15 protein-coding genes are annotated in these 21,737 nt (G+C 72.7%); 9 read left to right on the top strand and 6 right to left on the bottom strand.

Translation table 11 applies throughout. The features are described from left to right. Nucleotides 1-136 precede the first annotated feature (136 nt). The 9 genes from eccE to ACWD0A_RS24665 all read left to right on the top strand — a co-directional run bounded on the left by eccE (nucleotide 137) and on the right by ACWD0A_RS24665 (nucleotide 12,023). On the top strand, nucleotides 137-1,471 hold the full coding sequence (eccE, locus tag ACWD0A_RS24705; RefSeq protein ID WP_451301458.1) for a type VII secretion protein EccE: 1,335 nt from the start codon (nucleotides 137-139) through the stop codon (nucleotides 1,469-1,471). Continuing rightward, nucleotides 1,471-2,187 (top strand): hypothetical protein, encoded by a 717-nt coding sequence (locus ACWD0A_RS24700; protein ID WP_451301456.1) that lies wholly within the window; start codon nucleotides 1,471-1,473, stop codon nucleotides 2,185-2,187. Before eccE ends, ACWD0A_RS24700 begins: the two co-directional genes overlap by 1 nt. Nucleotides 2,188-2,425: 238 nt before the next feature. Further along, a complete protein-coding gene (locus ACWD0A_RS24695) occupies nucleotides 2,426-2,659 on the top strand; it encodes a DUF397 domain-containing protein (RefSeq protein ID WP_215187253.1) in 234 nt (77 codons plus the stop codon). 435 nt (nucleotides 2,660-3,094) lie between these two features. Further along, entirely contained in the window at nucleotides 3,095-5,986 is a 2,892-nt protein-coding gene (locus tag ACWD0A_RS24690; RefSeq protein ID WP_451301454.1) for an SCO5717 family growth-regulating ATPase, read from the top strand. Between the two features lie 199 nt (nucleotides 5,987-6,185). Further along, nucleotides 6,186-8,081: an ABC transporter substrate-binding protein gene (locus ACWD0A_RS24685; protein WP_451301452.1), complete on the top strand. Its 1,896-nt coding sequence runs from the start codon at nucleotides 6,186-6,188 to the stop codon at nucleotides 8,079-8,081. A 3-nt stretch (nucleotides 8,082-8,084) separates the two neighbouring features. Then, nucleotides 8,085-9,134: an ABC transporter permease gene (locus tag ACWD0A_RS24680; protein ID WP_451301450.1), complete on the top strand. Its 1,050-nt coding sequence runs from the start codon at nucleotides 8,085-8,087 to the stop codon at nucleotides 9,132-9,134. Further along, on the top strand, nucleotides 9,131-10,060 hold the full coding sequence (locus tag ACWD0A_RS24675; RefSeq protein ID WP_451301448.1) for an ABC transporter permease: 930 nt from the start codon (nucleotides 9,131-9,133) through the stop codon (nucleotides 10,058-10,060). Before ACWD0A_RS24680 ends, ACWD0A_RS24675 begins: the two co-directional genes overlap by 4 nt. After that, nucleotides 10,057-11,025, top strand: a complete 969-nt coding sequence (locus tag ACWD0A_RS24670) for an ABC transporter ATP-binding protein (protein ID WP_451301446.1) — start codon at nucleotides 10,057-10,059, stop codon at nucleotides 11,023-11,025. Before ACWD0A_RS24675 ends, ACWD0A_RS24670 begins: the two co-directional genes overlap by 4 nt. 20 nt (nucleotides 11,026-11,045) lie before the next feature. Further along, nucleotides 11,046-12,023 (top strand): ABC transporter ATP-binding protein, encoded by a 978-nt coding sequence (locus ACWD0A_RS24665; RefSeq protein ID WP_451301444.1) that lies wholly within the window; start codon nucleotides 11,046-11,048, stop codon nucleotides 12,021-12,023. 179 nt (nucleotides 12,024-12,202) lie between these two features. Here the strand turns inward: ACWD0A_RS24665 and ACWD0A_RS24660 are convergent, their stop codons facing one another. The 6 genes from ACWD0A_RS24660 to infB all read right to left on the bottom strand — a co-directional run bounded on the left by ACWD0A_RS24660 (nucleotide 12,203) and on the right by infB (nucleotide 21,651). Next, the gene (locus ACWD0A_RS24660) at nucleotides 12,203-13,144 is read right to left on the bottom strand and encodes a bifunctional riboflavin kinase/FAD synthetase (protein WP_307713161.1); all 942 of its coding nucleotides are present in this window, start codon (nucleotides 13,142-13,144) and stop codon (nucleotides 12,203-12,205) included. A 41-nt stretch (nucleotides 13,145-13,185) separates the two neighbouring features. Beyond that, nucleotides 13,186-16,581, bottom strand: a complete 3,396-nt coding sequence (locus tag ACWD0A_RS24655; protein WP_451301442.1) for a serine protease — start codon at nucleotides 16,579-16,581, stop codon at nucleotides 13,186-13,188. A gap of 205 nt (nucleotides 16,582-16,786) precedes the next feature. Continuing rightward, complete coding sequence (truB, locus tag ACWD0A_RS24650) at nucleotides 16,787-17,686, bottom strand: tRNA pseudouridine(55) synthase TruB (RefSeq protein WP_451301440.1); 900 nt, start codon at nucleotides 17,684-17,686, stop codon at nucleotides 16,787-16,789. Further along, a complete protein-coding gene (gene rbfA / locus ACWD0A_RS24645; RefSeq protein ID WP_307713164.1) occupies nucleotides 17,683-18,120 on the bottom strand; it encodes a 30S ribosome-binding factor RbfA in 438 nt (145 codons plus the stop codon). The genes truB and rbfA overlap by 4 nt, the downstream gene beginning before the upstream one ends. Nucleotides 18,121-18,155: 35 nt before the next feature. Beyond that, nucleotides 18,156-18,449 carry a DUF503 domain-containing protein gene (locus ACWD0A_RS24640; protein WP_307713165.1) on the bottom strand — a complete coding sequence of 98 codons (294 nt, stop codon included), beginning with the start codon at nucleotides 18,447-18,449 and terminating at the stop codon, nucleotides 18,156-18,158. Between the two features lie 148 nt (nucleotides 18,450-18,597). Next, on the bottom strand, nucleotides 18,598-21,651 hold the full coding sequence (gene infB / locus ACWD0A_RS24635; protein WP_451301437.1) for a translation initiation factor IF-2: 3,054 nt from the start codon (nucleotides 21,649-21,651) through the stop codon (nucleotides 18,598-18,600). Nucleotides 21,652-21,737: the final 86 nt, after the last annotated feature.

Raw genomic sequence — 21,737 nt, 5'->3', positions numbered from 1 at the left:
CTCATCGTGACGGCCTGCCGTCGTGCCGCCCCTACTATGCCTGCTGGCGCTCGCGTCTCACTGCTCAGGTAGGGTGATCGCCCGGTCAACGCCCATAAGAATTTGGCTATTACGGACACGAGGGGGCAACGCGGCGATGGGTACGGCGACGCGTGCGCGGAACGGGCGGACCACCGGTCAGGCGCCTGACACTTCCCGACGGCAACGCAGCAACGCGCCCCGGGCGCAGGTTGCCCGGGGTGTCCCGGCAACAACGACTCTGCGCCCTCTGTCCCGTACGAGCCGGGTCGGCCCGCTGCAGCTGAGGCAGCTGGTCCTCGTGGAGTCGGCGCTGGCCCTCGTCGCCGTGGGCCTGGCCCTCGGCGGCCTCTGGCTCGTCCCCACATGCGTCGTCGCGGGTGTGCTCGTACTGCTCGCCGTGATCCGCCGCCGCGGGCACGCCCTCCAGGACTGGCTGTCGACTGCTCAGGCGTTGCGTGCGCGCAGGCGCAACACCGCACCGGCCGCGCCGGACACCGACGCATCCCTCGCCCCGGTCGCCGAGAGCGTCCCGGGTCTGCGCCCCTCGCCGTACGTCGACCGGAACCGCCGCACCATCGGCATGCTGGGCGACGGGAGCTTCCTGACCGCCGTGGTGCGCGTCGAGGCCAGCGGGTCGGCACTGCGGCCGGCGTTCGGTGCTCGTGCTCTGCCGCTGTCCCTGCTGGGCGACGCCCTGGCGGTCGACGACATCCAGGCCGAGTCGGTGCAGTTGGTGCAGCAGGTCCGCGCCGCACCCGCGCCGCACCTTCCGCAGCAGTCGGTCGCCCGGCTCTCGTACGCGCCGCTGCAGGAGAAGACAGGCGCGCCCGCCCTGCGGATGACCTGGGTGGCGGTGAAGCTGGACCCCGAGCTGTGCCCGGAGGCCGTGGCGGCCCGCGGCGGCGGGTTCGAGGGGGCCCAGCGCTGCCTGGTCCGGGTGGCGGACCATGTCGCCAGCCGGATCACCGGCGCCGGTTTCCAGGCCGTCGTGCTGGACCAGGAGGAACTCAACTCCACCATCGCGACTGCGGCGTGTGCGAGCCCGCGGGCGGCGGCGCGTGCGGGCCGGCCCGACACCGCTCCGCAGCGGCGCACGACGGAGACCTCCCGCGTGTGGCGGTGCGACGACCGCTGGCACACGACCTACGCGGTCGGCCGCTGGCCCGAGCTCGGCCGGGCTGCGACCCCGCTGCCCAAGCTGGTCTCACTGCTCACCGCCGTCCCCGCGTACGCCACCACTTTCAGCCTCACCGTCCGGCGCGGTTCGCGTCAGGGAACGATGGACATCGGTGGTCATGTGCGGATCACCGGCGGTTCCGACACGGAACTGGTCGGTGTGCGCAGGGCTTTGGAGCAGGCGGCCCGGACCGCGAAGGTCGGCCTGCTGCGGCTCGACCGCGAACAACTGCCGGGTGTACTGGCGACCATGCCTCTGGGAGGTGCTCGGTGATGGGGCGCACGGGAATGTCCAAGGGTCTGCGGGGCCTCATCGGCCCGCGTCACGCAGGGCACGCCATGGCCGCCGACCACCTCGGCGCCCTCTCACTCCCCGTCGGTGACGACGGGGTGGTCATCGGGGACGATGCCGAGGGGCGTCCGCAGATGGTGGGCTTCCACCGCTCGACTCCCTACGAGGTGCTGCTGATCGGCGGCCTGTGGACCGCGCAGGTGCTGGCACTTCGTGCGGCGGGTACGGGCGCGAGGGTGGCGGTGGAGACCGGTCGCGCACGGGAGTGGAGCGTACTGGCCCAGGCGGCCGGCGCGGGCCTGGAGTGCATCACGCTGCACGACGTGGGGCGCGTGCCTCCGATGGGTGCGACCGTCGGAAGCCCCGTCGTGGTGGTGCGCGACTGCGGCATGCGGCCGCCGCGCGGGCGCGTCGTGTCGTCGCCGTGGCAGTCCGTACTGACCCTTCTGCCGTATCTGAGTCCGGTGGCGCCGCGGTTGCTGCGGACCGCGACGCTGGTCGGCGTCCAGAGGGTTTCGCCGCAGGAAGCACAGCAGATCGGGCGCATCCTGGGGCTGGCCCAGGGCGAGGTCGAGGCTCTGCCGACGCTGGCGGACGGCGTCACGCTCTGGTGCGCCGGACGTGAGCGGCACTGGGTCATGACCAGTGCGACCGACGCGGAGTCCGGCCTGCTCGGTGTGGCCCGCCGGATGGACTGAGCCCGTCGCGCCGGTCCGCGGAGGTGAGAGTTCCGGCGGACGCCACCAGATGAGACCCATCCTGGGCCGGTTCCACGTCACCTCGCGGTGGACGGTCCCGGAACTCGCCCACCAGGTCCGGCCTGCTGGCCTAGGATGTTCCACGGTGACGGAGAGCGACGTCGAACTACGCGGCGCCACGAGGCACTTGGGCCGTTCACCCGGCTGCCGGATGTCGGCTGTAGCGAAAGGAACCCTGATGGGGAGCGCGCAGGAGAAGGACGAGCTGTACGCCCTGGACATCTCCGACGTCGAATGGCAGGGCCCTCCCGGCACCAGTCCGGACGAGGAGCGGGTCGAGATCGCGCACCTCCCGGGCGGTGCCGTCGCCATGCGTTCCTCACTGGATCCGGACACGGTTCTTCGGTACACCGAGGCGGAGTGGCGCGCGTTCGTGCTCGGTGCACGGGACGGCGAGTTCGATCTTCGCTGAGACCTTCCTTCTTCGGCGGGGTCTCGGCCTCTTCCCATAGAGCCGGTGGCTCGCGACGCCCTGACAGGGTCGTGAGACCGCCGGTTCGTCATGACGCAGGCCACCGACGCCGAGACCGGATTGTTGGGCAGCGCCCGGCGGATGGACTGAGTGGCTCCGGATCTCGGTGCAGTTGTGCCGGTTTGCCCCGCGGCGTTCTTCACACTCCGGCACTCGGGCGTCACATGCGGGCAGTGCGTGACGCACAGGACAGCGGCCGGGGGCGGGCGGGCCTGACGGAGTGGTGTTGTTGGCGATTAGGGTGGGTCAGGGCGCGGCAGAAGAACCCTCGGGCATGTTCACCGCGTCCTCGGGGGGAGAGCCGGGCCGATCGGAAGTCAACGGTGGCCCCCACCCACGACGGCACAAGGGTGCTCGACCACACCAGGAGGCAAAGTGAACGGCGATCGGGACGACATCCACGGGGGCTGGAACCTTCCCGTCGACGAGTCCGACGCGGAGCCCGCCGAGCTGACGGGTGAGTTCACCATCGACTACACCCCGCCTGCCTGGTACACGCAGAACGCGTCGGGCGACACCTCGGGCGGGAGCACCGGTCAGCACACCCCGCCTCCGCCGCAGGGTGCTCCGGTCGCCGTGCCGGGGCTGCCCGCGGGCAGCGGTTTCGAGCCGAACTGGGCGCCGGCGCCGCCTGCCCCGCCGGCGGCCCAGGAGCCCGGCCCCGCCATACCGCCGCCTGCCCCTGCTCCGGCTCCGGCTCCGGCTCCGGCCGAGCAGGCGCCGCCGGCCGCTGCGGTCGCGCCCGCGGCGGACGACGCCTCGTCGCAGCCCTTCGGGGGCGGCGATCTGGAGAGCGGCGCCACCATGCGCTTCTCCCCCGCCGCGCTCAAGCGCGAGATGGCCGAACTCGCCGCCGCCAAGGACTCCGAGGACTCCCAGGGCTCCGCCGCCACGGAGGACTCCGAGGCCACCGACAGCACCGAAGGCACCGAAGGTGCGGCCGAACCCGCGGGCGGCGCCGGAGCGGTTGAGCCCGTCGACGCACCCCTGGCCGTCGTGGACACGGACGACGACCCCGCCGAGCCGGCGGACGCCTCGGACGGCGCCCCGGCCGACGCCTCGGCCCGCGACGCGGCTGCCGAGGACGCACCGGCAGACGACGCGGACGGCGAGGCGGCTGCCGACGACGTCCAGGACTCCGTGCCCCAGGGCGCTCCGCCCGCCGCCGAGGCCCAGCCGTGGGCCGCCGCTCCGCCCGCCGCAGCGCCGCAGGGGGAACTGCCGCCGCTGCCGCCCGCGTACCAGCCCGCCGCACCGGCGCCCGCCCAGCAGTGGCCCGCGCCCACCGCCGACCAGTCGGCGCCCTGGCCCACGCCCGCGCCCGGCCAGCCCGGCGGCTACGGATTCCCGCAGCCCGGGCAGCAGCCGCAGCCCGCTCCCAACGCTTCGGCTCCGCAGGGCGGTTACGGCTTCCCCCAGCAGGCACAGCCGGGACAGCCCGCCCAGCCGGCGCAGCCCCTCCCGGCCCCGGCTCCCACCCCTGCCCCGCACGGTGGTTACGGCTTCCCGCAAGCAGCGCAGCCGGGACAGCCCGCCCAGCCGGCGCAGCCGGGACAGCCCGCGCAGCCCGCCCCTGCCCCGCAAAGCGGCTACGGCTTCCCCCAGCAGGCACAGCAGCCCCAGCAGCCGGGCGGTTACGGCTTCCCCCAGCACGGGCAGCCGCCGCAGGCTCAGCCCGCTCCCCACACCCCTGCCCCGCAGGGTGGTTACGGCTTTCCCCAGGCGGCGCAGCCCGGGCAGCCCGCACCGAACGCCCCTCTGCCCGTTCCCGCCCAGGGGCAGCAGCCCCAGCCCGGCCAGTCGCTCCCGCCGAGGGCCCACCCGGGACAGCTGCCTCCCCAGGCGCCCGCCCCGCACGCCCCCGGCGCGTCCGTCGACCCGCGTACCGGTGGCGCGTGGCCCACTCCCGTCACGCACGATCAGCGCGAGCGGTCCGTGCCCGGTGCTCCCCTCGGGTACACGGCCGCCGTCGAGCTCTCCTCCGACCGGCTGCTGCGCAACAACAAGCAGAAGGCCAAGTCGAGCCGTAATCCCTCCAGCGCCGCCCGCTTCAAGATCGGCGGCAAGAAGGAGGAGGCGGAGCGCCAGCGCAAGCTGGACCTGATCCGGACCCCGGTACTCTCCTGCTACCGGATAGCGGTCATCAGCCTCAAGGGCGGCGTCGGCAAGACCACCACGACCACCGCGCTCGGCGCGACCCTCGCCACCGAGCGCCAGGACAAGATCCTCGCGATCGACGCCAACCCCGACGCCGGTACGCTCGGGCGTCGGGTGCGCCGTGAGACCGGGGCCACCATCCGTGACCTCGTCCAGGCGATCCCGTACCTCAACTCGTACATGGACATCCGCCGGTTCACCTCGCAGGCGCCCTCCGGGCTGGAGATCATCGCCAACGACGTGGACCCGGCCGTCTCCACGACGTTCAACGACGAGGACTACCGGCGCGCGATCGACGTGCTCGGCAAGCAGTACCCGATCATTCTCACGGACTCCGGCACCGGTCTGCTCTACAGCGCGATGCGCGGAGTGCTGGACCTCGCCGACCAGTTGATCATCATCTCGACGCCGTCCGTCGACGGCGCGAGCAGTGCGTCGACGACGCTGGACTGGCTGTCCGCACACGGGTACGCCGAACTGGTGCAGCGTTCGGTGACCGTCATCTCCGGGGTGCGCGAGACCGGAAAGATGATCAAGGTCGACGACATCGTGCAGCACTTCCAGACGCGCTGCCGCGGTGTCGTCGTGGTGCCCTTCGACGAGCACCTGGCGGCCGGCGCCGAGGTCGACCTCGACATGATGCGCCCGAAGACGCGTGAGGCGTACTTCAACCTCTCGGCGCTGATCGCCGAGGACTTCGTGCGGGCCCAGCAGCAGCAGGGGCTGTGGACGGCCGACGGCACCAGTCATCCGCCGCAGGCCGCCCCGCCGATGCCCGGCCACCAGAGCCAGGGCCAGCCGCAGTGGCAGGGCCAGCCCGTCCCGGGGCAGCCGATGCCCGGGCAGCCCTATCCGCCGCAGCCGCAGCCCCCGTACGGCGGCCCGCAGCAGGGATACCCGCCGCAGGGCTGGCAGCAGTCGCCGCCGTCGCAGGCGCAGTCCCCCGCGACGCCGGCCGGGCCGCCGCCCGGCGCGGCCGGACACCCCGGCGCACCCGGCGTTCCGGGTCAGCCGGGCGTTCCCGGTCAGCCCGATCCGCAGGCGCCCGTACCGCCGGCCGGATGGCCGCCGCAGCAGCCGCCCCAGGCGCCGCCAGCCCCTCAGCAGTAAGGCAACAGAGGTCTGAACCAATGAGGGCCCGCACCGACTCGCCGGTGCGGGCCCTCAGCGCATTCCCGCAGCCCACACGCGGTTTGAGCCACCGTTGACGCGGCATGACCACCCTGATAAACCTTCGCTTCACCAGCTGGCGAACCCATGATCACCAACCCGCCTTCTCCGAGCGAGACATGACGCGAGGTCACCGTCCATGGTCACAAAGGCTCTACCCCGCACCGTCCGGCAACGCCCCCGCAACCGACTGGTCCTCGCCGCATCGGCCGCCGCATCCGCGCTGGTGATGTCCGGCGCGATCGTCCCGTACGCCCACGCGCAGCCCGAGGGCCGTGCTCTGGACCCGGCCCTGTCGAAGGCGGCCGGCGAGGACGACGACAAGGACGGCAAGCAGGTCCTCACCGTCGCCGTCTCGCAGAGCGTGGACTCGCTGAGTCCGTTCCTCGCCGCCCGGCTGGTGAGCACCTCGATCCACAGGCTGGCGTACGAGTACCTGACGAATTACGACCCCAAGGACGGCCGGACCGTCCCCGGTTTCGCCACGGCGTGGAAGCCGTCCGCGGACAAGCTCACGTGGACGTACACCATCCGTGACGACTCGAAGTGGTCGGACGGCAGGCAGGCCACCGCGGAGGACGCGGCCTGGACCTTCAACAAGATGATGACGGACGAGAACGCCGCCACCGCCAACGGCAGCTTCACGGCCAACTTCAAGAAGGTCGCCGCGCCCGACCCGAAGACGCTCGTCATCGAGCTGAAGAAGCCGCAGGCCACCATGACGGCCCTCGACGTGCCGATCGTGCCGAAGCACGTCTGGGAGAAGGTCGGCGACTTCTCGAAGTTCAACAACGACAAGCAGTTCCCGATCGTCGGCAACGGCCCGTTCGTCATCACGGACTTCAAGGTCGACCAGTACGTGAGGCTCCGGCCGAACAAGGACTTCTGGCGAGGTGCTCCGAAGTTCGACGAGCTGGTCTTCAAGTACTACAAGGACGGTGACGCCGCCGTCGCCGCGCTGCAGAAGGGCGAGGTGTCCTTCGTCCAGGGCCTGACCCCGGCGCAGGCCGCCGCGCTGAAGAACGCGAAGAACATCAAGGTCAACGACGCCCCGGGCCGCCGCTTCTTCGCGCTGGCGACCAACCCGGGCGCGCAGTCCAAGGACGGCGAGAGGTTCGGCAGCGGCCACAAGGCGCTGCTCGACCCGGCCGTGCGCAAGGCGCTGTTCCACGCGACGGACCGCAAGACGATCGTCGACAAGGTCTTCCAGGGCCACGCCGTCGAGGGCGAGGGCTACATCCCGCCGCGATTCACCTCGTACTTCTGGAAGCCCGAGGCCGGCCAGAAGATCGGCTACGACCCTGCGCGCGCGGCGAAGCTGCTGGACGACGCCGGTTACCGGAAGAGCGCCGCCGGCAAGCGCACCGGCAAGGACGGCAAGCCGCTCGACTTCCGCATCCTGTGCCACGCCACCGACCCGAACGACAAGGCGATCGGCAAGTACCTCCAGGAATGGTGGGGCGGGCTGGGTATCGGGCTGAAGGTCGAGTGCCTGGACAACGTCTCCGACCCCTGGCTCAAGGGCGACTACGACCTGGCCTTCGACGGCTGGTCCGTCAACCCCGACCCGGACTTCGTCCTGTCGATCCACACCTGCGCCGCGCTGCCCGCCACGCCCAAGGACACCGGCGCGACCGACAACTTCATCTGCGACAAGCAGTTCGACGAGCTGTACGCCCAGCAGGCCGCCGAGTACGACCCCGCCAAGCGCGCCGATCTGGTCCGTCAGATGCAGTCGCGGCTGTACGACACGGGATACATGAATGTCCTCGCGTATCCGAACGCGGTCGAGGCGTACCGTACCGACCAGATCAAGTCCATCAAGACGATGCCCGAGGCCGCAGGCAACATCTACGGCCAGGACGGCTACTGGAGTTGGTGGTCGGCCGAGCCGGCGGCCGGTGACGGCGGCGGTTCCGAGAGCGGCTCCTCGACAGGTGTCGTGATCGGCGTCGGCGCGGTCGTCGTGCTGGCCGCCGCCCTCGGGCTCGTCGTCGCGATGCGGCGCCGTTCCACCGCGGAAGACCGTGAATAGTCGATGAGCACCACGAGCACGACCGGCACGACCGCTGTGGCGCGGGCCCCCGAGGCCCGCGCCGCGAGCGGCCACGTACGCGCCTATCTCATCCATGCGGCGGGCAGGCTCGGCGGTGCGGCGGTCTCGCTGTTCGCCGTGCTCGTCACGAGCTTCTTCCTCTTCCGCATCATCCCGGGCGACCCGGTGAAGGCCATGACCCATGGCATGCCGACGTCGGCGGAGCAACTGGCCACCCTGCGCCGCCAGTTCGGACTGGACCAGCCGCTGTGGCAGCAGTTCACCGACTACTGCGGCAAGGCGCTGTCGGGTGACCTCGGCATGTCGTACCAGTTCCACGCGCCCGTCGGCGATCTGATCGCCCAGAAAGTCCCGGCGACGCTGCTGCTGACCGGCGTCGCCGTGGTGATCTACTCGGCGATCGGGCTCTGGCTGGGCACGCGCTCGGCATGGCGGCACGGCAGTCTCGGCGACAAGCTCAACACGGGTGTGGCGCTGACGCTGTGGTCGGTGCCCTCGTTCTGGCTGGGCCTGCTGCTGATCATCGTCTTCGCGGTGGGCATCGGCCCGATTCCCGGCATGTTCCCGACCGGTGGCATGGAGTCGGGCAGCGAGAGCGGCTTCGCGTACGTCGCCGACGTCGCGCACCACATGGTGCTGCCGGTGATCACGCTGGTCGCGGTCGGCTACGCGCAGACGCTGCTCGTGATGCGTTCCTCGCTGCTCGACGAGATGGGCAGCGACTATCTGACGACGGCCCGCGCCAAGGGGCTGCGGGACGACTCGGTGCGCCGCAGGCACGCCGTGCCGAACGCGCTGCTGCCCACGGTGACGATGGTCTTCATCAACCTCGGTCATGTGGCGGCCGGTTCGATCCTGGTGGAGACGGTGTTCTCCTGGCCGGGCCTCGGCGGCCTGTTCTACCAGGCGCTGAGCGTGCCGGATCTCCCGCTGGTGCAGGGCCTGTTCGTCGTGTTCGCCGGCGCGATGATCGTGATGAACCTCCTCGCAGACCTGCTGTATCCGCTGCTCGATCCCCGGGTGGGCCGATGACGACCACACCGACCGCTCCGGTCACCGACAGCCCGCGGTCCGCGCGCTCGCTGGCCTGGGCGCGCCGCCGGCACTCTCTCGCCCGCTTCTGGCAGGCGTACCGCACGCACCGGGCCGGGCTGTTCGGGCTCGGCGCTCTCGCGCTGATCGCCCTGGTGGCGCTCGCAGCTCCGCTGCTCGTCGGCTCCGACGTCCAGAGCGTGACGAACGCGCCCGGCACGGCACTGGAGGATCCGAGCGGCGAGTTCCCGTTGGGCACGGACCAGTTCGGTCGTTCGCTGCTCGATCTGCTGGTGTGGGGTGCGCGGGTCTCGCTCACCGTGGGGCTGCTGGCCGCGGCCCTTTCGGTGGCCATCGGCACCCTCGTCGGCATCATCGCCGGTCACTACGGCGGCTGGTTCTCCACCGTCCTGATGCGGATCACGGACTGGTTCCTGGTGATGCCGGCGCTGGTGCTCGCGATCGTCCTGGCGACCGTCATGTCGAGGAGCATGTGGACCGTCATCGTCGCCATCGGCGTCACCAGCTGGCCCACCACGGCCCGGCTCGTGCGCGCCCAGACCATCGCCGTCGAGTCCCGCCCGTACATCGAGCGTGCCAAGGCGCTCGGCGGCGGGCACGGGCACATCATGAACCGCCATGTCCTGCCCAATGTGATGCCGCTGGTCCTGGCGCAGACCACCCTCGGTATCTCCAGCGCCATCCTCACCGAGGCGACGCTGGCCTTCCTGGGGCTCGGCGACCCGACGGTCGTCTCCTGGGGCGGGATGCTCCAGGACGCCCGTGAGGCGGGCGCCGTGTCGTCGGGCCACTGGTGGTACCTGGCGCCGCCCGGTATCTCCATCGCCGTCGTGGCCCTCGCCTTCACCCTGTGCGGGCGCGCCATCGAATCCGTACTCAACCCGAAGCTGGGGGCCGCGCGTTGAGCCTGCTGGAGGTCAAGGACTTGTATGTGACGTACGGCAGCGGCACGACGGCCGTGCCCGCCGTACGCGGTGTCGACCTCATGCTCGCGGCCGGCCGCAAGCTGGGGGTCGCGGGCGAGTCCGGGTGCGGCAAGTCGACGCTCGCGCTCGCCCTGCTGCGGCTGCTGCCGGCGTCCGCGCGCCTCTCCGGGGAGATCCTGCTCGACGGCGAGGACGTGCTGGCCATGAAGTGGGGACGGCTGCGGGCGGTCCGCTGGGCGGGGGCGTCGATCGTCTTCCAGGGCGCGATGCACTCGCTCAACGCGGTGCACCGCGTCGGCGACCAGATCGCCGAGCCGATCCTGCTGCACCGCAGGGCCACCCCGGCGGAGGCGAGGACGCGCGTCGGCGAACTGCTCCAGCACGTGGGCCTGCCGGTCTCCCGCGCCGACGCGTATCCGCACGAGCTGTCCGGCGGTCAGCGCCAGCGGGTGATGATCGCGATGGCCCTGGCCTGCGATCCCCGGCTCATCGTGGCCGACGAGCCGACCACCGCGCTCGATGTGATGATCCAGGCGCAGATCCTGCGGCTCATCGAGCAGCTGGTCGCCGAGAAGGACATCGCCCTGTTGATGATCAGCCACGATCTGGGCGTCCTCGCCGACACCTGCGACGAGCTGGCCGTGATGTACGCGGGCCGGATCGTCGAGGAGGGCCCCGCGCGGGAGGTGTACGGGGCGGCCCGGCACCCCTACGGGCAGGCCCTCTCCGCGGCGTTCCCCCGCATCGGCGATCCCGCGTCGCGCCGTGCGCCGCGCGGCCTGCCGGGCGACCCGCCCGACCCGGCGTCGCTGCCGGACGGCTGTACGTTCCACCCGCGCTGTCCCGTCGCCGTGGACGCCTGCGCGAGCGAGGACCAGGTGCTGGTCGCGGCCGGCGAGGGGCGCCGGGCGGCCTGTCTGCACGTGGGGGCGAAGCAGCTGTGAGCCGTACCGAGGAGCCGAGCATGTCCACCACTCCCCTGCTGTCTGCGGCCGGACTGCACGTCGCCTTCCCCGGGCGGCGGGGCCGCCCCACCGCGCGGGCGGTCGACGGGGTCGATCTCGACATCGGTGCGGGCGAGATCGTCGCGCTGGTCGGCGAGTCCGGCTGCGGCAAGACCACGCTCGCCCGCTCGCTGCTCGGTCTGGTCCCGCCGACGTCGGGACGGGTGACGTTCGGGGGGCAGCCGCTGGACTACGCCTCACGCGCGCTGAAGCGGTACCGCAAACGGGTGCAGTTGGTGCTCCAGGACCCGAGCGGTTCGCTCAACCCGCGGCACACCGTGTACGACGCGGTCGCCGAGGGCCTGCGCATCCACGGGTACGCGGGCGACGAGCGGGCGGCCGTCGCCGAGGCGCTGTCGCGGGCGGGCCTGCGCCCGCCGGAGCGGTTCTTCCTGCGCTACCCGCACGAACTGTCCGGCGGTCAGCGCCAGCGCGTGGTGATCGCCGGCGCGCTGGCGCTGGAGCCCGAACTGATCGTCGCCGACGAGCCGGTGGCGTCGCTGGACGCCTCCGTACGCGGCGAGATCCTCGCGCTGCTGCTGCGCCTGCGGGACGAACTGGGCCTGTCCGCGCTCGTGGTGACGCACGACCTCGGGCTCGCGTGGAACATCGCGGACCGGGTGGCGGTGATGTACCTGGGCCGGATCGTGGAGGCGGGCCCGGTGGAGGAGGTGCTGACGGCGCCCCGGCACCCGTACACCCAGGCACTGCTGTCGGTGCTCCCGGAGTCGGGGAACGCCCCGGTGGTCCTGACGGGCGAACCCCCGGACCCGTCCCGGATCCCCACCGGGTGCCGTTTCCACGCCCGCTGCCAGATCCTGTCCTCGGGTGAGGCGGCGCGGGCGGGGGTGGCGGACCTGTGCCGCACCCGGGACCTGCCGGTCCTGGGGAGCGCGGGGGCTGGGGTGGCGTGCCACTGGGCGGGGGCGTCGGCCTGAGGCCGGACCCGACGAGACCGGCGCTCCGCCCCGACGCCCCCCGCGCCGGCTGCGCGGCGCGATGCGGTTCGGCCGGCCCCTGGCCCTGAGACGCCGGGGCCCGGGCACGGCCGGGGGGTGGGCGCCGCGCGCACGGAGCGCCTTGTCCGAGCGACCGGGCCGCGCCCGAGAGCGTGTGCCTACGCCGCCGTCAGTTCGCGGCAGCGCTTCACGTCGTCCGCCATCGCCACCAGCAGCGCGTCGATCGAGTCGAACTTCTGCTGGCCCCTCACGAACGCCAGGAAGTCCACCGTCACGTGCAGTCCGTACAGGTCCAGGCCGACGCGGTCGATCGCGTACGCCTCGACCGTGCGCTCCGTGCCGTCGAACTGCGGGTTCGTGCCGACGGAGATGGCCGCCGGCATGCGCTCCCCGTTCGCCGTCAGCCAGCCCGCGTACACGCCGTCCGCCGGGATCGCGGTGTGCGGCAGGGTCTCCACGTTCGCCGTGGGGAAGCCGAGCTCGCGCCCGCGCTGCGCGCCGCGGACCACGACGCCCTCGACGCGGTGCGGGCGGCCGAGGATCTCCGCGGCGCCCGTCACGTCGCCCTCGGCGACCAGGCGGCGGGTCAGGGTCGAGGAGAACGGCTCGCCGCCGCCCGCCTCGCCCGACACGAACAGGTCCACGACCTCGACCTCGTAGTCGTACGTGGCGCCGAGCTCGGTGAGGAAGGCGACGTTCCCGGCGGCCTTGTGGCCGAAGCGGAAGTTCGGGCCCTCGATGACCGCGCGTGCGTGCAGCTTGTCGACGAGCACCTTCACGATGAAGTCGGCGGGCGACAGCTTCGAGAACTCGACGGTGAACGGCAGGATGAGCACCGCGTCGACGCCCAGCTCCGCCATCAGCTCCGCGCGGCGGTGGTGAGGCGCCAGCAGCGGCGGGTGGCTGCCGGGGCGCACGACCTCGCTGGGGTGCGGGTCGAAGGTGACGACGACCGACGGCACGCCCAGCTCGCGCGCCTTCTCCACGGCACGACCGATGATCAGCTGGTGTCCGCGGTGCACCCCGTCGTAGGAGCCGATGGTGACGACGCTGCGTCCCCAGTCCTCGGGGATGTCCTCCAAGCCACGCCAGCGCTGCACTGTGACCGCTCCTCGCCCGAACCCGTGTACGTCATTAACGATTACGCAGGTCTAAGACTGCCATGCCCGGGACTCCCGCTTCGCATCGGCACCTGGCTGCCGGGCGTCCAGAGCGTCCCCCACGTGTGCGGACCGGCCACGAGGGCCCACTCCTCCGGGTCCTCGGCGAGCCATCGGGTGAGCGCGACGGCGAAGCGCGGCGCGGTCCCGGCGAGTTCCACGAGGCGGCGGTCGAGGCGGGCCGCGCCGCCGGGGCTGCGGACCAGCAGCAGGCCGGTGCGGTGCACGAGGGCCCTGGTCGTGGACTCGTCGGCGGCTCCGCAGCCGAGGGCCGCGGCCTGCAGCACGGCGTCGAGCACCTCCAGGTCGCGGGCCTCGTACTGCTCGTAACGCAGCAGTACGTCGAGGAGCTCGGCGCGCAGCGGGCGGGAGGCGGGACTGCCGGGCGCGGCGAGTACGGGTGCGAGCGCGCTGCGTACGCGGGCGGGCCGGCCGCGCAGCAGGCGGGTGACGAGGGGGAAGAGGACGGCGCGGTCGACGGGCCGGTGCTCCAGGCGGTGCTCCACGTAGGCCGCGGCGTGCGGCGCTCCCTCGGGCCGGTGGTCGACGTACTCGCAGACGAGGGCGGCGACCGGCCGGGCCGTGGCGGGCGTGGTCGCCCGGGCGAGCACGTCCAGCAGGGCGTCCGTGTCGGTGGCCTCGGGCCGCAGGAGCCGGGTCCGGAAGGCGGCGAGCACGGGGGCCGGGTGGGTGGAGAGGGCACCGGTGAAGGCCGCCGGGGGCAGCTGCGGGTCGCCGTCCGCGAAGCGGGCCAGCGCCCGGTCCAGGTGGTGGCCCCGGCTGACGGGGTCGCGGACGAGCAGGGCCAGCGCCGGGCCGCTCAGCGGTCCGGGGCGTGCGAGCAGCGCGCCCGCCGCGCGGCGCAGCAGTTCGCGGTCGGCGTCGGCGGTGATCGTGGCGTCGGCGGCCCGGGCGTGGGCGGCGGCCGCGGCCCGCCGGGCCGGACGCGGATCGCGGGCCCAGCGGTGGACGGCACGGCAGTAGGCGGCGGGCTCGTCGTGCGCGAGGACGGCGAGCAGCTCGGCGGCCCGCGGGTGGGCCGTGTCGACGAGGGCGTCGGCGAGGCCGTCGGGGTCCTGGCCGCGACGGGCGTACAGGAGAGCCTGCGCGGCCGTGGAGACGGTGGGCCGCACAGCCGCGTCCGGCCCGGCGGCGAGCGGTGTGTCGTCGGTGAACCAACGGCACACCAGTGGCTGTACGGCCCGGGGATCGGCGGCCAGTCGCTCCGCGGCCAGGTCGAGGAAGCGCGGCGCGGCTCCGCCCGTGCCCGGTACGCGGTCGGCGGGGACGAGGCGGCGCAGCAGGTCGAGGCGGGACGCCTCACCGAGCGGCAGCCGTGCCCAGAACGCGGGCCCGAAGTGCTTCCGGTCGGCGGGCACGGCGGCGACGCGCCGGGAGAGCAGCCGCAGCACGCCGACGTACGGCTCGGCGTCCGGCACGCGGTGCAGCACCTCGGTGAGCAGGCGCACGGCCCACCAACGGGCGTCCCGGTCCTCCTGCGACGCGTCGATGCGGTCCAACGCGCCGACGAGGGAGGTCAGTTCGGTGACGAGCCGGCCGTGGCCGCGCTGCCGGGCGAGGAGCAGCAGGGCCTGCACGAGGGGGCCGCTGCGGTGGCGCGGCACGGCCGGCGCCGTGTCGGCGGGCAGGGCGCGGCCGTGCACGAGCGTGCGGAGCGCGGTGCCGAGGTCCAGATGGGCGCCCTGGATCCAGTCGGCGAACTCCTCGTGGGCGAAACGGTAGCCCCCGCCGGCCGGGACGAGCAGCCCCTCGGTGAGCACGGCCGGTGCCCAGCCGGACGCCCAGGGGAAGAGCTCCTCGAAGGACCGGCGGTCCAGTTCGCCCTGCCCGGGACCCAGGCAGCGCCGTGCCGCCTCGTGCACGCGGCCGGCCACCCGGGCGGCGAGCCGCCGCACGGCGGTGCCGCGCGGGGGCGGCGCGGTCGCCGCGGCGACCCGGACCGCGATGCGCAGGCAGAGCAGGTCCAGCCATGCGGCGAAGACGTCCTCGCGCCCCGGGCTGCCGGCCGCCCCGTCGGGCAGGGCCTTGCGTACCTCGGCGAGCAGGCGCAGTGCGAGCGGATGGCCTGCGTCGCGGTCGGCGAGGGCGTGCTCGGGCAGGCCGTACCGCTCCCGCATCAGGCGTGCCTGTTCCGGTCCGAGGTCCCCGATCCGTACGACGGGGTGCGCCGGGCGGGCGTGGGCGGCGGACGGCCGGTACAGTTCCGCGGCCTGTTCCCAGTGCTCGGGGCCGCAGCCGACGACCAGGTGCACGGAGTGGTCGGCCAGCCAGTCGGCGGTGGCCGGGGCCCAGAGCGCGAGCCGGTGCGCCAGGGCGGGCGGCATCTCCTCGGGGCCGTCGAGGACGACGAGGAGGGGGCGGCCGGCCGCGCGGGACAGGTGCGCCACCCGTCGCGGGGTGACGCCCGCGAGATCCTCGGTCCCCTCGGCGGCGGCCCGGATGCGTGCCGCGCGGCGCAGCGCGCGGGCCATCGCGTCGGCGACGGACGTGTCGTCGGGGTGCAGGTCCGCGCCGCGCAGCCACAGGGTGGGAGCGGGGTGGGGGCCGTCCGCGCGCCGTGCGGCGAGCGCCGACAGTTCCGTGGTGCGTCCCGTGCCGGGTGCGCCGACGAGCCCCAGCACCCCGGGCGCGGACCGGGTGAAGGCAGCCAACTCGGCGGCTGCTTCGGGCCGTTCGACCGGATCGGGCCAGGCGCCGGGGCCTGCGGTCGGTCCGCAGGAGACGGCGGTGAGTTCGAGGACGGCTGCGAGGTTGAGGTCGTCGCCGTAGGCGGGCACGGTGGCGGCGTTGCGCCGCAGCAGCGCGGCGAACGGTCCGTCCGGGCGGCCGGGGCGCAGGGGCCGGACGACCACCGCCGCGCGCTGTCCGGGCGGCGGAGGCGCGCCGAGGACACCGAGGACGGCACCGGTGGCCGCGTCGAGCACCGGTCCTCCGACGGCCGACCGGCCGCGGCGGAGCGCGTCGCCGGCATCCGTCCCCATGGCCAGCTCCACGGCTCCGGGGTCCGGGACGTCGTAGGCACCGCCGAGGACCCTGGCCTCGCGCCAGCCGTCGGCAAGGAGTCGTACGTACGTCCCGCGCGCGACGTGGTCCCGTGCGCCGATGGGCAGCGGGGGCACGGCGAGTCCGCGGGTGCGGATCAGGGCGACGCCGACGCCCGGGAGGCGGATGACGGCATCCGCCCCTGCGGTGCTCTCGCGGCCGCCGGGTGCCCTGACGAGCAGGGCGTCGTGTCCGTCGACGGACTCCTGACCGGTGACGACGGTGCCCGAGTCGTCGGCGACGAAGCCGGTGCCCAGCGGCCGCCCGGCCCGATCGCAGATCCGTACCAACGTTTCCGTACTGCCGCATTCCATGCGTTCGACGCTAGATCGTCGATGATCAGCGCAGGAGCACGCGTCACGAAAGCGCCCCCTAGTGCGCCTCCAGATACTCCGAGCGCCTGCACGATGAGGTGAATCCGGGCGTCATGGCGGACAGCCTGTGGGTGGGGGAAGCGAGGGGGGTCGTGGCACGGGCGGAGTCACCGCCCGTGCCACGAGGCGTCCCGGGTCCTCGGGATCAGGCGAAGACGGCGAGGCTCTTGGCCTTGCCCTTCTGCTCCTCGACCAGCGCCAGGAAGCGCCCGCCGGGGCCGAAGACCGCGACCGGTGACCGGTCGTGGGCCGGCATGTCCAGCCGCACCCCGTTGGCCAGCAGCTTCGCCCGCCGCTCGTCCACGTCCCAGCGGGGGAAGGCGGCCGCGGCGGCCTCGGCGATCGGCATCACCGTCAGCTCCTGCTGGAGCTGGTCGAGCGTCTTCGCCGCGTCGATCCCGTAGGGGCCGACCCGGGTCCGGCGCAGCGCGGTGAGGTGCCCGCCGACTCCGAGCGAGGCGCCGAGGTCGCGGGCGAGCGCCCGGATGTAGGTGCCGGAGGAGCAGACCACGGAGACGACGAGGTCGACGACGGTCAGGCCGTCCTCGGTGGTCGCCTCCCGCACGTCGTACACCTGGAACGAGGAGACGGTCACCGGCCGGGCCGGGATGTCGAACTCCTCGCCGCCGCGCACGCGCGCGTACGACCGCTTGCCGTCGATCTTGATGGCGCTGACCTTGGACGGCACCTGCATGATGTCGCCGGTCAGTTCGGCGACGCCCGCGTCGATCGCCTCCCGGGTGATCCCGGAGGCGTCGGCGGTGGACGTGATCTCGCCCTCCGCGTCGTCCGTGACGGTGTTCTGCCCGAGCCGGATGGTGCCGAGGTACTCCTTCTCCGTCAGCGCGAGGTGGCCGAGGAGCTTGGTGGCCTTCTCGACGCCGAGGACGAGCACCCCGGTGGCCATGGGGTCGAGCGTCCCCGCGTGTCCGACGCGCCGGGTTCTCGCGATCCCGCGCATCTTGGCGACGACGTCGTGCGAAGTGAAGCCCGACGGCTTGTCGACGATGACAAGTCCGTCGGGCGTCCTGATGTGCTGTGTCATTCCGAGGCTTCGTCCTCGGGCTTGCGGTACGGGTCGGCCTCGCCGGCGTACGTGGCGCCCGAGGACGCCTCACGCACCTTGGCGTCCGAGGCACGCGCCTTGTCGAGGAGGTCCTCGATCGTCTTCGCGTTCTCCGGGAGGGCGTCGGCCACGAACGTCAGGGTCGGCGTGAACTTCGTCCCCGCCGCCGCGCCGACCGCCGAGCGCAGGATGCCCTTGGCACTCTGCAGTCCGGCCGCCGCGCTGGCCCTGTCCTCGTCGTCGCCGTAGACCGTGTAGAAGACCGTGGCCTCCCGAAGGTCACCGGTGACGCGGGTGTCCGTGATGGTCACGTTCGATCCCAGCCGGGGGTCCTTGATGCCGCGCTGCAGCTTCTCGGCGACCACCTCCCGGATGAGGTCTGCCAGTTTCTTCGCCCGCGCGTTGTCGGCCACTGGTCCTTCTCCCTTTCCTGCTGTGCCTTGCTCATTCAGTCTTCGTCGCTGTGGAGCCTGCGTCTAACCGACAGCAGCTCCACCTCGGGCCGGGCGGCGACGAGGCGCTCGCACCGGTCCAGTACATCTGTGAGATGTCCCGTGTCGCCGGACACCACCGCGAGGCCGATCTCGGCCCGCCGGTGGAGGTCCTGACCGCCCACCTCGGCCACGCTCACCGGGTACTTCCGCTGGAGTTCGGCGACGATCGGGCGGACCACGGAGCGCTTCTCCTTCAGCGAACGTACGTCGCCGAGAAGCAGGTCGAAGGACAGCGTCCCCACATACATGTGTGTGACCGGATGTCCCGCCGGTTCGGGTTCATGACGCCTGCCAGCGCTTGGCAGGGACCTCCAAACCGTACACGCAACGGCCGGGGCCGATCGACGGAGTTTGTTCCGCCGACCGGCCCCGGAAAGGCTGCGCAGTCGAGCTGTGTCAGCCGCGCGGCTTCTCGCGCATCTCGTACGTCGCGATGACGTCGTCGACCTTGATGTCGTTGAAGTTTCCGAGGTTGATACCGCCCTCGAAGCCTTCGCGGATCTCGGTGACGTCGTCCTTGAAGCGACGCAGACCCTCGATGTTGAGGTTCTCCGCGATGACCTTGCCGTCGCGGATGAGCCGGGCCTTGGTGTTGCGCTTGACCTCGCCGGAGCGGATGAGCACACCCGCGATGTTGCCCAGCTTGGACGAGCGGAAGACCTCGCGGATCTCCGCCGTACCGAGCTCGACCTCTTCGTACTCCGGCTTGAGCATGCCCTTGAGGGCCGCCTCGATCTCCTCGATGGCCTGGTAGATCACCGAGTAGTACCGGACGTCGACGCCCTCGCGCTCCGCCATCTGCGAGGCACGGCCGGCCGCGCGGACGTTGAAGCCGATGACGATGGCGTCGGAGCCCATCGCCAGGTCGATGTCCGACTCGGTGACCGCACCCACGCCGCGGTGCAGCACGCGGATGTCGACCTCTTCGCCGACGTCGAGCTGGAGCAGGGAGGACTCGAGAGCCTCCACCGAACCGGACGCGTCGCCCTTGATGATGAGGTTGAGCTGCTGGACCTCGCCCGCCTTGAGCACCTTGTCGAGGTCCTCGAGGGACACCCGGCGGGTGCGCTTGGCGAACGCGGCGTTGCGCTCACGTGCGGCACGCTTCTCGGCGATCTGACGGGCCGTACGGTCCTCGTCGACCACCAGGAAGTTGTCGCCGGCGCCCGGGACGTTGGTGAGACCGAGGACGAGGACCGGGGTCGAGGGACCCGCCTCTTCCACGTTCTCGCCCTTGTCGTCGAGCATCGCCCGGACACGGCCGTACGCGTCACCGGCGACCATCGTGTCACCGACGCGCAGCGTGCCTCGCTGGACCAGGACGGTCGCGACGGCGCCGCGGCCCTTGTCCAGGTGGGCCTCGATCGCGATGCCCTGCGCGTCCTGGACGGGGTTGGCCCGCAGGTCGAGCGAGGCGTCCGCGGTGAGGACCACGGCCTCCAGCAGGGAGTCGATGTGCAGACCCTGCTTGGCGGAGATGTCGACGAACATGGTGTCGCCGCCGTACTCCTCGGCCACCAGACCGAACTCGGTGAGCTGGCCGCGCACCTTCGTCGGGTCGGCACCCTCGACGTCGATCTTGTTGACCGCGACCACGATCGGCACGTCGGCCGCCTTGGCGTGGTTCAGTGCCTCGATCGTCTGGGGCATCACACCGTCGTTGGCCGCGACCACGAGGATCGCGATGTCGGTGGACTTCGCACCACGGGCACGCATGGCGGTGAACGCCTCGTGACCCGGGGTGTCGATGAAGGTGATCGCACGCTCTTCGCCGTTGACCTCGGTGGCGACCTGGTACGCACCGATGTGCTGCGTGATACCGCCGGCCTCGCCCGCGACGACGTTCGTCTTGCGGATCGCGTCCAGCAGTCGGGTCTTACCGTGGTCGACGTGACCCATGACGGTCACCACCGGCGGACGCGAGACCAGAGCCTCGTCGCCGCCCTCGTCCTCGCCGAACTCGATGTCGAAGGACTCGAGCAGCTCACGGTCCTCCTCCTCCGGGCTGACGATCTGAACGGTGTAGTTCATCTCGTCACCGAGGAGCTGCAGCGTCTCGTCGGAGACGGACTGCGTGGCCGTGACCATCTCGCCGAGGTTCATCATGACCGCGACGAGCGACGCCGGGTTGGCGTTGATCTTCTCCGCGAAATCGGTGAGCGACGCACCGCGCGACAGGCGAATGGTCTCGCCGTTGCCGCGAGGCAGCATCACACCGCCGACCGACGGGGCCTGCATGGCCTCGTACTCCTGGCGCCTCTGCCGCTTCGACTTGCGGCCACGGCGCGCCGGGCCGCCGGGACGGCCGAAGGCGCCCTGCGTGCCACCACGGCCGCCGGGACCACCCGGACGTCCGCCGAAGCCGGGACGACCGCCGCCGAAGCCGCCGCCGCCACCGGGGCCACCGCCACCGGGACGGCCGGCGAAACCGCCGCCGCCACCGGGACGACCGCCGCCACCGCCGCCACCGGGACGGCCGGCGAAGCCGCCGCCTGCCGGACGGCCGGCACCGCCGGGACGACCGGCACCGCCGGGACCACGACCGCCGCCACCGCCGCCAGGGCCGGGACGCGGGCCGGCAGCGGGACGCTGCGGCATCATGCCCGGGTTGGGACGGTTGCCGGCAGGGCCGCCGCCGGGGCGGGGAGCCTGCGGACGCGGCATGCCGCCCGGAGTCGGACGGGCACCACCCTGACCCTGCGGACGCGGAGCGCCGCCGGGGCCGCCCTGCGGACGCGGGGCACCCGGAACGGCACCGCCGCCAGGACGCGGGGCACCACCCGGACGGGGCGCCTGCGGGCGCGCCATGCCGGTGGAGCCACCGGAGGTGAAGGGGTTGTTGCCCGGACGGGGACCGGCCGGACGGGCACCCGGGCGCGGGGCGCCGGCGCCGCCGGCGGGACGCGCCGGACGCTCGCCGCCGCGGCCGCCGTCACGCTGGCCGCCGGCCGGAGCCGGACGGGCGGGACGGGGCCCGGGGGTCGCACCCGTGGGGCGCGGGGCCTGCGGGGTGCTGGGCTGTGCCGGGGCCGGAGCCGAGAACTCGGCAGCGGGCACCGGAGCCGCCGGAGCGGGCTTGGCCGGTGCGGGCTTGGGACCCGGGGTCGGACGCGGGCCCGAGGTCGGGGCCGCGGAGGGGGTGCTGCTCGCCGGGGCCGGCTTGGGGGCCGGTGCGCCGGGCTTCGGGGCAGCAGGACGTGCCGCCTGCGCCGGGGACGGCGCGGACGGCTTGGAAGGCGTCGCCTTGCGGGGCGCGCCAGGCTTTGCTGCGGTCTTGCCGGCGTTGCCACCGGGACCCTGCAGCGCGTCAGTCAGTTTGCGTACAACCGGCGCCTCGATCGTCGAGGACGCCGAACGGACGAATTCACCGAGTTCTTGGAGCTTGGCCATGACGACCTTGCTCTCCACGCCGAACTCCTTGGCGAGTTCGTATACCCGGACCTTAGCCACTTCGCTCCTTTTAGGTCCGGGTTACCGCCGGACCGTCGCTACTTCATGGGCGTACTCATCGCGTACTCATCGAGTGCTCATCGCAA

It is taken from the genome of Streptomyces sp. NPDC002867 (genome assembly GCF_053591895.1).
This window is presented reverse-complemented; position numbering and strand designations above follow the sequence as displayed.